Below are 12427 nucleotides of genomic sequence, written 5' to 3' on the forward strand. Positions count from 1 at the left end.
ATCATTTCCCTTTAGTGAGGTTGTCGGCGTTCATGGCAGTTGGCCCGGCAGGTACCGATCGTCCGGCGAGCATCAGCTGCGCCTGCTGCTGGACGGCATCCGGCAGGGCCGAGAAGGTTAATTCCCGACAAGGAATTGAGCCGACATAGCGCACCACGTCGCGCATACTTTTCACGTTGAGTTCGCACTGATAAAACTGCTGCTGACGCACCAGGTAGAGGTTATGCAGCAGGGCATCGCTCTGGGCGCTGAATCCGCCGTTGCCGAGATCGCTCCAGCCGTTAACGTTCAGCGGCACACCACCGATAAACGGCGAATGACGCTCGTCGGTTAACTGGCCGAGCCAGGTGTAGCTTGCGGTGGTTTGCACATCCCGACGCAGCAGTTTGCCTGGCACCATAAACAGCGTTCTGCTGCCTGAACCTTGCGTGATCTCACTGCTGGCTCCCCGGGATACATCCAGCGATTCGTTAATCGTCAACGTGGTCTGCTGGTAGCCCGGTACGGCGAAGAGAGCGCGGCTATTACCCGGAATGTCTGCGCTCCCGCTGTTATCCAGCGACACGGCAACGCTCGGAGCCAGGGTATCAGTCGGTGTGGCAACGTTAACCGCGACGGCGGAAGCAGGGCGTCCGTCGCTCCAGCGGCCCAGCCACAGGCCAGAACGCGACAGCGCAAGTGTCGAGCTGTAGTTGCCGCTGGTGCTCAGCGTATGGCGTCTGTCCTGACGATCCCAGGCGTCGCTGACGGTCAGACTGCCGTTGCCATATCGCCCGCCCTGGCGCGTATAGGCTGAGGTATTCAGCGAGTCGCTGTTAATGCCTGATGCGCTAAGGCCGTACTCGTTTTCACCGCGTGCATCGCTGTACCAGTTATGCGCCACGTTGTAGCTCAGCTGATTTTTTTCACGCTGCTGGTGCTGCCAGGTCGCCCCCAGAGAGGTATAGCTAGACGCATCACCCTGACGGTTATGCGCCATGGACAGGCTCACGCTCAGGTAGCCGCCTTTGTCCCTGCCGTCGCGGGCATCATCGTTGCGCATGAAGAGGTTAACGCTACTGTTAATGTTCAGACCATGGGTGCTAAAGGCATTGCTCAGGCCTCCCTGCCAGGCCCGCGAGCGCGAGCGGGTCATATAGACCGATTCCCACGGCAAACCCGCATCGTGGCGATCGTCGCTATCCGGCAGCTCCCGGCGTGAAACGTACCGTCCTTCGTTGCGGTTATCCGAATAGCCGAGGCTCGCATACCAGGCGCCGACAGGGACGGAAAACATCACCGAGAGGGTGCGATAACAGCCGTTCACGGCGTCAAACCCGGCGCTTCGGGTGTTGCAGTTTTCCGCTGATAGCGCGTTGCGATAGAGGCTCAGTGAAAAACCGTCGTTGTAGCTGATTTGCTGAATATTGCCGCGCTGGCCTTCGCTGCCGTAAAGGTAGCTAAACCGGGTACTCAGCACGCCGTCGATCGGGCCCGCGTTGAAGCCCCGGCTCCAGTCGAGCGCATTTTCCAGGAAGCGCTGGTTTTGCTTTATCGTTGCTCCGCTGGTAAGCGCTAAGGTCTCGGTGACGGGCAGGCGTACGCCCGCCTGCGCAACCGCGCTGGGTTCTTCGTTTTGATCGCTATTGTCGGTTTCACCCGCCTGCAGGAACCACTCGACGCGGTCGAATGGCGTAATGCCGGTTCGGGTAAACGGCACCTGCTCGGTACGCGTTAGCCGGTTATTTTCATAGACCGACAGCGTGACGGTGTAGCTCCCGTCCGGAAACGATCGCGTGTCGAGAGTTTGCGCCCCGGCATTCAGGTAAAAGCTGGCCAGCAGCTGACTGCCACGGCGGGCATCAATACGCGCGTCATGGGAAAGCAGCACGGTGATAGGGGTTCCCTTTGACTGCTGAACCGGATTTATCCACGCCCGTGTTGAGCCTGCGCGCACGCCGCGAATTTTCCCCAGCGGCAGCTGGCTGAGGTTGATATTTCCACCAGCATTACTGAACAGATCGCGGGTATCCATTTCGCCCAGCTGGACATAGTACTGGCGCAAGATATCCTGGCGGAACCAGGCATTGTTAACGGTGATTTCCTGTTGCTGCTGGTGCCTTGAACGCTGTCCCAGCCAGGTCCAGTCGAGGTTAACATAGCCGTCCTGCGTGAGCGCCAGCGCGCCATTGCCCTGCACGGTGGCTGACTGATAATCCCTGTCGGCAACAAAATTAACATTCTGCTGATGGATAAGCGCATTTTCGGTGTCCTGCGTGGGCTGATACCACTGATTTTCCGCGGTGGCTTTAGGCAGGAATTTCTTGTCTAAAAACAGGCTAATACGGGCGTTATTCTCGTCATAGATAATGGCCGCGCGGTCGGTATCAATGTAATCGCAGCCCGCTGCGGAGCTGTTGCTGCTGCAGGCCAGGTTGCCGTTACGGGCAAGCGGAACGGCCAGCGTGGCAGACACGGTGGCAACGAGAGCAGGGTCGTCGTTAAACCGTCGTTTGATGGCTGCTACAACGGTTTCAGGTGCGACAAAACTGACCGTTTCAAGCGTGATATCCGTTTCAAACAGGCCAAGCGACTCGCCATAGAGGTTTACCTCTGTCCACAGGCGCTGGGTTTTCGCCAGATCTTCAAAACCTGCCGGGACGGTCATCCCGGCACAGGCGAGTTGGATAGAAGCGGGTAACAAAGCAACAAAGAGGAGAGTATTTCTGTGAAACGCCATGAACGAGCCTCGACATCATCCTGACGTCAGAGGGTGGGCACCCTCTGACGTTATTCCTTAGGTGCTGTGGTGTTACGCACCGCCTTCCGTGGTCGTCGCTTGCGTCAGCATCAGGCTGACAACGCCGCTGTACTGACCTGTTTTCAGAATGCCTTTGGTGGTCTGAGAAATGGTCAGCGGCAGTACCGCTGAACCGTTTTCAATGCTCCCCGGGAACAGTTCGGTACCGGTATATTCAACATCGGCGGTAGAGAGGGTTTTATCGCCCAGCTTCACCGTCATTGGGATGGACTCAGCACCGTCGGCATTTGCCAGCTTCGCGGCACTCACCAGACGGACTTTCACGTTGCTGGTGGCGGAGTTAGACCATACCTTGGTATTCAGGCGGTAGCTTTCCAGACCGCGGCCTGGCAGGTACTGCATATCGATGCTTGCCGGCAGCGGCGTATTATCGGCCTGGGTCATATCCAGCTGTGAATCAACGCTGGCGTTGACGGTAATATCTTTTTGGATCGCCAGCGCGCTAACGGACGTGGTCATCGCGGCAACAATCATCAGGGGTTTAAAATACTTACGCATTGATATCTCCATATTTACAAATGAGCACCCTGGCTCTTTAAACAAACCCTTTGGGGTCTTTACGGTAACGTCGTGTTATTGCACGACGGGTAAATCAGCTTCTTCAGCGGTTTTATTCACCCAGTTGAAGTAGCGGAATTTATATTTATGGCCTTGTGTCTTTGTGAGCGTTTTTAATTTCCGTTCGGTGTCTGGATAAATCGTCGCGTCTTCTTTAATCCATTTACACGACGAATTTGCGTCACAAATACCGATCTCTCTCAGCGGCACGCGCAGCGTACCGTTGTTTTTTAATGTCCCCCTGCGAGGGTCTATCGAGAGTGAAACCACACTTTTTTCCGGGGCGAGGTGGATCAGGGCGCCCCAGATGACATTGACGCCCAATGTCGCCTTCGCCGCAGCGCTTTCTGCCTGACCTGGAATAATGCTGTCAGGTTGCTTTACCCCTTCAAAATAGACGCGCCAGGTGGTCTCTTTTTCCGGTGGCGTGAGCGATACCAGACGAACGACGCGCATTGCGCCAGCCGCCAGGGCAAATTTTTCTGGCGTCACAACAACGCCACCTTCTTTCCACGAGGCGACATCAATCTCTTTTTCGTCGGCAGTGCCGGGATTAAGAATTTTCTTTTGCCTCACCCGAATGAACTGAATATCATCCGTTTTTGAAGCCACTTTTATTTGCGCCGCCCCGGACTTATCCACGTTAAGTTCCATCGGGTACACGCTCATATTGGCCATTGCCATTTCTGAGAAAAATGGTAATGACAGCGCGGCGACATAAAAGGCGGTTGTCATGTTCACTCTTTTTTTCTGTTTCACATTCTGCCTGCCTGCTCTGAGTTCATCGGTGGCGCGTTAACACCAGGACACCGTCTGCTTTCGTATCGCTTCAGGGCAGGGAAACTTTAACCAGAACAGCGGTTTGTGAAAATTTGTATTAATTAACTCGTTAAATACAGTTTTTTATCCTGCTTTTCTGTCTTTAAGGTTGTATAGTTAAGCGAAAATACCGCGACCAGGGATGGGAAGAAAATTCCTTCTGATTACAAAATAAGCAGATCAGGAGGTGGTTTTCATGTCGATGTACCAGGGATTAAAAAGCATGCGGTAACAGCCGAGAATAAAAGATGTTTTTTATATGCAATAATTCGTTGTTATTCGATCCTGAAGCACATGCAATAAGTCTTGTTGGACAACCCGAGTCTGTATTAACGCTTTCGGCACCGGCCGTTCGTCTTTTACAGGAGTTTATTAAGCACAGAGGTCGTGACCTTAGCCGGGATGAATTGATCGCGCGCGTGTGGGAAGCGTTCGGCTTTACGCCATCAGGAAATAATCTCAATAAAGCGGTAAGCGAATTACGTAAAAGCTTCCAGTCGCTGGGAGAGGGGCATGAATTTATCGTGACCGTACCCCGCTATGGATTTCGTTTTGAGGCCGATGTGATTTTTCAGCCTCGGGAGAATATTCAACCCGTTGATTCTCAGTCTCCGGTTGAACAGCAAGACGTAAAGCCGCGGCGCACGTTCCTGAAAAGGGGGGCGATTACGGCGGTCGCGATCGTCGCTGCACTAGGGGGCTGCCTGTACTTTAGCCGCCCGCAGGGGATAACCGTTCCGGCGAAACTCACGCCAGTTAAGGAAAAAATTGCGCGTTGCAGTATCTGGATAATTAACGATCATGGACGGCCGTTAGTGTTATCGAAATTAGCGAAACAGCTGGAGGCGAATAACGTGGCATGCGAGCGAGAAGAGTATAATATTTATTATTTCAGCGCCCGTTTTGCTATTTCCGCCGCGGATGAGGTTTTCATTGGTGCCTGCCCGGGAAGTAAAACCAGACTGTGCAAAACCATTCGTTATAAAAGCGGGGCTGAAAAATGAAAATAAAACTTATTTTTGGGCTGAGCGGTGTACTGGTTGGTGGTGCAATAGCGCTTTTTACTGTTCTGGCGGCCTGGGTAAAAAGGATGTGCTTGCCTGCAGTACAGAATTTAATTTCACGCGCAATGAGGGAAAAGCAAGTGAGGTGAAGGTCAATACCTTTGCTCAGTTCTATTTTCATCAGGATGGAACCGGGTTGACGACTTACAAAGGCGCGGCAAGGGCTGGCGGGCAATGTTTGATCGTTGACAGGGATGTCGACTTTACCTGGGAGCAACGGAAAGATGATAACGTCATTGTATTGAGCTACACCAAAACCCGGCGTCGACACAATGACAATACCCCGGATGCTCAATGGGGAAGCTTCGCCTATCCGACCGCACGTTACTACCTGACGATCTCTGAACTATCGCCCGCCGTGTGGCTGATTCAGGACCGGCGTTATCCTACCTATATCTGCCGGGGAGAATAAGACAAAAAAAAGAGAATGCCATGGGCATTCTCTTTTTTCGTATCAGTGATGCAGATTAATCCCGGCTGGCGAAGCCCAGAATGCTCAGCAGGCTGACGAAGATGTTGTACAGCGATACATACAGGCTCACGGTGGCGCGAATGTAGTTCGTCTCACCGCCGTGAATGATGTTGCTGGTTTCATACAGGATCGCGCCAGATGACAGCAGGATAAACACCGCGCTAATCGCCAGATGCAGGGCAGGCAGCTGCAGGAAGATGTTAGCCACCATACCAATCAGCACCACCACGATACCCGCCATCAGCATACCGCCGAGGAAGGACATGTCCTTACGGGTGGTCAGCACGTAGGCCGAGCAGCAGAAGAACACCAGCGCGGTACCGCCCAGCGCCATGCCAATCACGTCGCCCATACCGGCAGACAGATACGCGTTCAGAATTGGCCCCAGGATATAGCCCAGGAAGCCGGTGAAGGCGAACGCGGACAGAATACCGACCGGTTTATCCGCGGTTTTGTAGGTCAGGAACATCAGCCCATACATCCCCACCAGCGTCAGGATCAGCCCCGGAGACGGCAGCATCAGCACGGTGCTGGCGGTGGCAGTGATCGCCGAAAACGCCAGCGTCAGGCTGAGCATGAAATAGGTATTGCGCAGCACCTTGTGGGTACTGAGTAGCGATGTGCGGTCGCGTGAAGAAGTAATAATACGATCCATGAGTCACTCTCTTATGACAGATGTAATTAGCGGAAAGAATAGGAAACGGCGAGCCAGTCTCAAAGTGGTTTTACCCATCTTTACTCAGCACGTTAGCGAAGGAGATGGTTATTTCTTCTGCAGAAATGCATTTCACCAGAATGAACAGCGGTTTGAGAAAATTTACCAGATCAACCTCTTATAGGTTACTGAAAAATATTGCGTTATTACCCTTAGGGCGCTAAGAGTTATCTCCGGATCGTCATAAAACAGACAATAAGGCGAAGGACATGAAACCACAAACACGCACGCGCTTTACACTCTCTTTACTTACCGCCGGGATCCTGTGCGCCAGTACGGCATCCTGGGCGGCCAACGTCCCGGCAGGAACCGCGCTGGCAGAGAAACAGGAACTGGTCAGAAATAATGGCAGTGAACCGGCTTCGCTCGATCCGCATAAAGTCGAAAGCGATGTCGAATTCAATATTATCAGCGATTTATTCGAAGGTCTGGTGAGCGTCTCCCCGACGGGTGAAATTCAGCCCCGGCTGGCGGAAAAGTGGGAGAACAAAGACAATACCGTCTGGACGTTCCATTTGCGGCCGGGCATCACCTGGAGCGACGGGACAGCGATTATCGCAGAAGATGTGGTCTGGAGCTGGCAGCGCCTGATCGATCCTAAAACCGCGTCACCGTATGCCAGCTATCCGGGCAACATGCATATTGCCAACGCGGCCGATATCGCCCAGGGGAAAAAAGCCCCCGATACGCTGGGGGTAAAAGCGATTAACGATACCACCCTGGAAGTGACGCTCACGCAGCCAAACGCGGCTTTCCTTGCGATGCTGGCGCACCCGTCGCTGGTACCGGTGGACAAAGTGCTGATTGGGCGTTTCGGCGATAAGTGGACCAAGCCGGAGCATTTCGTCAGCAGCGGGGCGTATAAACTTTCTCAGTGGGTGGTCAACGAACGCATTGTGGCGGAGCGTAACGCGCGCTACTGGGATAATGCGCATACTGTTATCAACAAAGTGACGTATTTGCCCATCACCTCTGAAGCTTCAGATGTGAACCGCTATAAAGCGGGTGAAATTGATATTGTCTACACGGTCCCCATTAACCAGTTTGCCCAGCTGAAGAAAACCCTTGGCAGCGAGCTGGACGTTTCACCGCAGCTCGCGACCTATTACTACGAGTTCAACACCACGCGCCCGCCGTTCAACGACGCGCGCGTGCGTAAGGCGCTGAATATGGCGCTGGATAAAGACATCATTGCCGGGAAAGTGTTAGGGCAGGGGCAGCGTCCGGCGTGGCTGATTAGCCAGCCGGACATCGGTGGGGTCAAGCTGCAGAACCCGGATTACGCCAGCTGGCCGCTGGACAAGCGCATCGCGGAGGCGAAAAAACTGCTCAGCGAAGCGGGGTATAACGAAAGCCATCCTCTGCGCTTCAACCTGCTCTATAACACCTCTGAATCGCACCAGCGCATCGCGATTGCCGCCAGCTCCATGTGGAAGAAAAACCTCGGCGTGGACGCGAAGCTGCAAAATCAGGAGTGGAAAACCATGCTGGATACCATGCACACCCACAACTTTGACGCGGTGCGTTACGCATGGATTGCGGACTACGACGATGCAGCAACCTTCCTGAACAACTTCCGTACCGGCGACAGCGAAAATACCAGCCAGTACAGCAATCCGGAGTACGACCAGGCCCTGATCAACGCCGCGAAAGCGAAAACAGCCGGGGAACGGGGTAAGTTCTACCAGCAGGCGGAGGATCTGCTTGGCCGTGATGTGCCAGCCATTCCGGTTTATCACTACGTTCGTACCCACCTGGTCAAACCGTGGGTAGGGGGATTCACACCGGATAAGCTCGGGTACTATTTCACAAAAGATATGTACATCAAAAAGCACTAAGAGGGCGGGCTGAATGTTATGCTGTTAAAATCGCCGATATGTCGTCAGTTCAACCGATTAAACGCGTTTTGGCTATTTTTACAGCGAACGATTGCAGCCACTCTTTACAGCACGCGGTGAGGTGTTTATAGTTCGCCTCACTTAGGAAGTGTGGCCGAGCGGTTGAAGGCACCGGTCTTGAAAACCGGCGACCCGAAAGGGTTCCAGAGTTCGAATCTCTGCGCTTCCGCCAGATATAAACCCCAGCTTACTCGTTAAGCTGGGGTTTTTCTTTTGGCGTGAATTTAAAACCTGACGTTTATGAACGGATAAACGCCAGAATGTCCGCGTTGATGGTCTCCGCATGCGTGGTGTGCATCCCGTGCGGGAAGCCTGGATAAATTTTCAGCACGCTGTTCGCCAGCAGCTTGTCCTGCAGAAGGGCGGCATTCTTATACGGTACGACCTGATCGTCATCGCCCTGCATTACCAGAACGGGAACCGTGATGGCTTTTAAGTCCTCCGTCTGGTCAGTCTCTGAAAACGCCTTAATCCCCTCATAGTGCGCTTTGGCACTGCCAATCATTCCCTGACGCCACCAGTTCTGAATCGTACCCTGTGAAACCTCCGCGCCATCCCGGTTAAAACCGTAAAAAGGGCCGCTGGCTACGTCGAGGTAAAACTGCGCGCGATTGGCTGCCAGCGCACTACGGAAGCCGTCAAACACCTCGATGGGTGTCCCGCCGGGGTTATCCTCTGTTTTGACCATCAGCGGGGGAACGGCGCTGACGAGCACCGCTTTGGCGACGCGCCCCTGCGGCTGGCCGTATTTCGCTACATAGCGGGCGACCTGGCCGCCGCCGGTAGAGTGACCGACATGCACGGCATTGTGCAGATCCAGGCTTTCAACCACGGCCGACGCGTCGGCCGCATAATGATCCATATCGTGACCTTCACTGACCTGATCCGAACGTCCATGACCACGACGATCGATAGCGATAACGCGATAGCCCTCTGCAAGGAAGAAGAGCATCTGGTTATCCCAGTCATCGGCACTCAATGGCCAGCCGTGATGGAAAACAATGGGTTGAGCTTCTTTCGGACCCCAGTCTTTGTAGTAAATGTTGACGCCGTCTTTCGTTGTTACGAATGCCATACCGCAGACTCCTCTGTTAAAAACAACACGACCCCTAAAGTGTAGGAGAAATCATATCAGCGGTGGGTTTCATTCCCGTGAAAGGTATTCATTTTGGATTCAGGGCTCTGGCGCGGTGCGCCAGAGCCCCCAGGGCGGGGTCATACAGAGGGGCTTAGCGGTTCTCTTCAATATAGCGGGCGAGATCTGCCGGGGTCTTCAACACCGTCGCTACGTCAGTTGGCGGGATCATACAGCCGTAAACGTCCTGCACTTCCAGCACCATATCGACTGCCAGAATAGAGTCGAGAATATCAGATTCAATCAGTTCATCGTGAAAGCCCACTTTACGGGATAATACTTTTTCGAACAGAGCGAGAATTTCGTTTTCCATTATGTTTCCTGGATAATTAATGAGTGCGGGCGTAAGCGTCCAGCAATTTGCGGTCAATTTTGCCGTTAGGGTTCAGCGGCAACGCGTCTTTTACGATAATTTGTGAAGGCACCATATAGTGGGGAACCACTTTCGACAGCGAGGTTTTGATCGTATCCGGTGCCATTTCCGTCACGCAGAACGCGGCAATACGCAGCACGCTGCCGCAGGGTTTCATCAGCGGCATCACTACCGCTTCATTAATGCCGGACATGGCCAGCAGACGGTTTTCGATCTCGTTGATTTCAATACGGTAGCCATTCAGTTTGACCTGACTATCGTTGCGACCCTGGCAATAGATCATCCCCGCTTCATAACCCAGATCGCCGGTCCGGTAGCCGCGACACGCGTCATCATCCCGATGCAGTAATTTTGCCGCGTTCTCCTGCGGCAGGCCGAGGTAGCCGCGCATGACGTTTTTACCCCAGATAATCAGCTCGCCCTCGGCGGAAATGTCCATTCTGCTCTCCGGCATCATGACCCCCACCGGCAGCACGGCGCTGTCCTGGATGAGGATCTCATCCGTAATTTCAACCACCGTCGTCGCGATGGTCGCTTCCGTTGGGCCATAGGAGTTGATGATTTTGGCCTGCGGGAAACGGCGGCGCAGCTGTTTAACCAGCGCTTTATTGAGCACTTCACCAATGAAGATAAAGACGCCGAGTTCAGGCAAATACTCGCTGTTAAACTGCGGGGACAGCAGCTGCTGGTAGGCAAAAGAGGGCGTGGACACCCAGGCGGAGACCGCGTTGCTTTTGAGTCGCGCCAGCCAGTTCTCTTTCTGAATAGCCTCTTTGGCGTTGAGCACGATGTGTCCGCCCATCGCCAGGTTCGCCAGCAAAGGGATCAGGGAGAGGTCAAAGCTGAACACCGCGTGGTTCATCAGCACCGGTTTTGCCGGCAGGGAAAAGTCCCGGCTGACCCATTTCATGAAGTGCCAGACGCTCTCGCGTCCAATCTGCACGCCTTTCGGTTTGCCGGTGCTGCCTGAGGTAAACATGATATAGGCGAGATCCTGCTCTTCCAGGACCTTGCCCGCTTCACCGGTGGCAATAAACTGCCGGGTTGCCACGTCGTAATAGTAAGGGACACTGGCCAGGCTACAAATCTCCCGGAGCCGCTCCTGCGGGTAGATGCAATCCACCGGGATGTACGGAATGTTGTGCAACAGGCAGCTATAAATCGCCACGGCGAACTCGGCCTGCTGATGACCATATAATACGACCGGTGTGCCTTCGATAGGCTTGCAGCGTTGATAGCGTTCCGCCCAGTCCATCACGGCGGCGGAAAGCTGTAGCCAGCTGAGGGTTTCGTCGCTACCCGTGATGGCCAGCTGCTGCGGGGAGGCGGGATCGCGCAATGCCGCACGTAAGAAATCCTGCAGTTCCTGCAGATCGGTGTGATTTTTCATAGAGGAGACATTCCACTAAAGATGTAAAGGGATCCTGCGGCGCTGCCCAGCGTCAGAATTCGCCCCAAAAACGCCACTGCCGGATACTGCAAACCGCGGTGTAATGCCGGGCTGCGTTTGGCTGACCACAGCAGCATGTTGTGTGCGACAGAAATGGCGCCAAACAGCGCGCCGCTGATGACATAATGGCGTTCCAGGCCATTCCATGCCCCCATGCAGAACAGGGTGCAAAAAATACCGATATTTTGCGCCAGCGTTTTGTTCTGACGGAAAAAGTTGAACTTCATCAGGTTCATATAGACGGGCATAAACACCACATCGCGCAGCCATTCAGACAGGCTGATGTGGAAGCGCCGCCAGAAGTCCTGAGGGTTCTTTGCAAGCAGCGGCATATTGAAGTTTGCCGGAATATTCAGCCCGAATAAGCGCCCGGCACCGATGGCCATATTGCTGTAACCTGCAAAATCAAAGTACAGATAGGCGCTGTAAGCAATCGACATCACCACGCCGACGGTCAGCGAAAACGGCTTATGGCTCCAGGGCTGCACCACAAGCGAATCGATCAGCATGGCAAACAGGAACTTCTGGATGATACCGGTGACGATCTGCTCTAACGCTGTTAAACATTGTTCACGGTTAAGGGTGAATGCGGGTTTATTCACATCGCTCATCCATGTCCGCCAGCGGTACATCGGCCCGGCCAGAATAATAAAGGGCATAAAGAGGTAGCAGAAATAGTGCAGAATATTCTGGCCCTCTTTTTTACTGCGATACAACAGCACATCCACCGCGCGAAAGGTCATAAAAGAGAGACCGATCATGCCGAGATGGTGATTAAAATGTAATTTCACCAAAAACAGGGGCAGCAGCGTTAACACGATCGCCTGCCAGGTTTTTAACCATCCTTTTTCTTTTAACGTGGCGAAAAGATAAAAACAGCCAAAAACGATCGCCGGAATACGATAATCGCCCTGAAAAATATAGCCCCAGCCCAATGCTGTCAGGACGGCCAAGGACGATAACCAGGTCAGGCGATGGCGCAGCAGGCGATTAATCAGCGCAAATACCAGTGCCGATGAAAATAAACAGACAAAAAACAGTCCTGAGCTGTACATCATTCGGCCTCAGAATTTCTGATATTCAAAATGCAGTTGCATACTCATGCTGTCATCGACAGCGGTCCACGCGACGATGGTGATCCCA

At 53.6% G+C, this 12427-nt stretch carries 12 protein-coding genes and 1 tRNA gene; 5 read left to right on the plus strand and 8 right to left on the minus strand.

The features are described 5' to 3' along the window. Position 1: 1 nt before the first annotated feature. From L383_RS20090 to L383_RS20080, 3 genes are all read right to left on the minus strand, one after another. A complete protein-coding gene (locus L383_RS20090) occupies positions 2-2719 on the minus strand; it encodes a TcfC E-set like domain-containing protein (RefSeq protein ID WP_023332624.1) in 2718 nt (905 codons plus the stop codon). Positions 2720-2791: 72 nt separating this feature from the next. Next, a complete protein-coding gene (locus tag L383_RS20085) occupies positions 2792-3298 on the minus strand; it encodes a CS1 type fimbrial major subunit (RefSeq protein ID WP_023332625.1) in 507 nt (168 codons plus the stop codon). A gap of 75 nt (positions 3299-3373) precedes the next feature. Continuing rightward, a complete protein-coding gene (locus L383_RS20080) occupies positions 3374-4117 on the minus strand; it encodes a hypothetical protein (protein WP_023332626.1) in 744 nt (247 codons plus the stop codon). A gap of 308 nt (positions 4118-4425) precedes the next feature. On the opposite strand from L383_RS20080, the gene L383_RS20075 reads away from it, so the two are divergent. Genes L383_RS20075 through L383_RS0123690 form a run of 3 tightly spaced genes read left to right on the plus strand, consistent with a single transcriptional unit; the run spans position 4426 to position 5653 of the window. Beyond that, on the plus strand, positions 4426-5181 hold the full coding sequence (locus tag L383_RS20075) for a winged helix-turn-helix domain-containing protein (protein ID WP_023332627.1): 756 nt from the start codon (positions 4426-4428) through the stop codon (positions 5179-5181). Then, positions 5178-5330, plus strand: coding sequence for a hypothetical protein (locus L383_RS26270; RefSeq protein WP_255344241.1), 153 nt, complete (start codon positions 5178-5180; stop codon positions 5328-5330). Before L383_RS20075 ends, L383_RS26270 begins: the two co-directional genes overlap by 4 nt. After that, positions 5327-5653, plus strand: coding sequence for a hypothetical protein (locus L383_RS0123690; RefSeq protein WP_248189706.1), 327 nt, complete (start codon positions 5327-5329; stop codon positions 5651-5653). The genes L383_RS26270 and L383_RS0123690 overlap by 4 nt, the downstream gene beginning before the upstream one ends. A gap of 55 nt (positions 5654-5708) precedes the next feature. On the opposite strand, the gene yccA is transcribed toward L383_RS0123690, so the two are convergent. Further along, complete coding sequence (gene yccA, locus L383_RS20070) at positions 5709-6368, minus strand: FtsH protease modulator YccA (RefSeq protein ID WP_013097244.1); 660 nt, start codon at positions 6366-6368, stop codon at positions 5709-5711. A gap of 269 nt (positions 6369-6637) precedes the next feature. Between yccA and L383_RS20065 the strand changes: the two genes are divergently transcribed. Both L383_RS20065 and L383_RS20060 read left to right on the plus strand, forming a co-directional pair. Further along, positions 6638-8266, plus strand: coding sequence for an ABC transporter substrate-binding protein (locus L383_RS20065; RefSeq protein WP_023332628.1), 1629 nt, complete (start codon positions 6638-6640; stop codon positions 8264-8266). A 144-nt stretch (positions 8267-8410) separates the two neighbouring features. Beyond that, a tRNA-Ser gene (locus L383_RS20060) sits at positions 8411-8498 on the plus strand. A gap of 66 nt (positions 8499-8564) precedes the next feature. On the opposite strand, the gene L383_RS20055 is transcribed toward L383_RS20060, so the two are convergent. From L383_RS20055 to L383_RS20040, 4 genes are all read right to left on the minus strand, one after another. Then, on the minus strand, positions 8565-9401 hold the full coding sequence (locus L383_RS20055) for an alpha/beta fold hydrolase (RefSeq protein ID WP_023332629.1): 837 nt from the start codon (positions 9399-9401) through the stop codon (positions 8565-8567). 154 nt (positions 9402-9555) lie between these two features. Continuing rightward, positions 9556-9774 carry an acyl carrier protein gene (locus tag L383_RS20050; protein WP_023332630.1) on the minus strand — a complete coding sequence of 73 codons (219 nt, stop codon included), beginning with the start codon at positions 9772-9774 and terminating at the stop codon, positions 9556-9558. 16 nt (positions 9775-9790) lie between these two features. After that, positions 9791-11224 carry an AMP-binding protein gene (locus L383_RS20045; protein WP_023332631.1) on the minus strand — a complete coding sequence of 478 codons (1434 nt, stop codon included), beginning with the start codon at positions 11222-11224 and terminating at the stop codon, positions 9791-9793. Further along, positions 11221-12339, minus strand: coding sequence for an MBOAT family O-acyltransferase (locus L383_RS20040; RefSeq protein ID WP_023332632.1), 1119 nt, complete (start codon positions 12337-12339; stop codon positions 11221-11223). Before L383_RS20040 ends, L383_RS20045 begins: the two co-directional genes overlap by 4 nt. Positions 12340-12427: the final 88 nt, after the last annotated feature.

It is taken from the genome of Enterobacter sp. MGH 37 (assembly GCF_000534515.1).
Lineage (GTDB): Bacteria > Pseudomonadota > Gammaproteobacteria > Enterobacterales > Enterobacteriaceae > Enterobacter > Enterobacter kobei.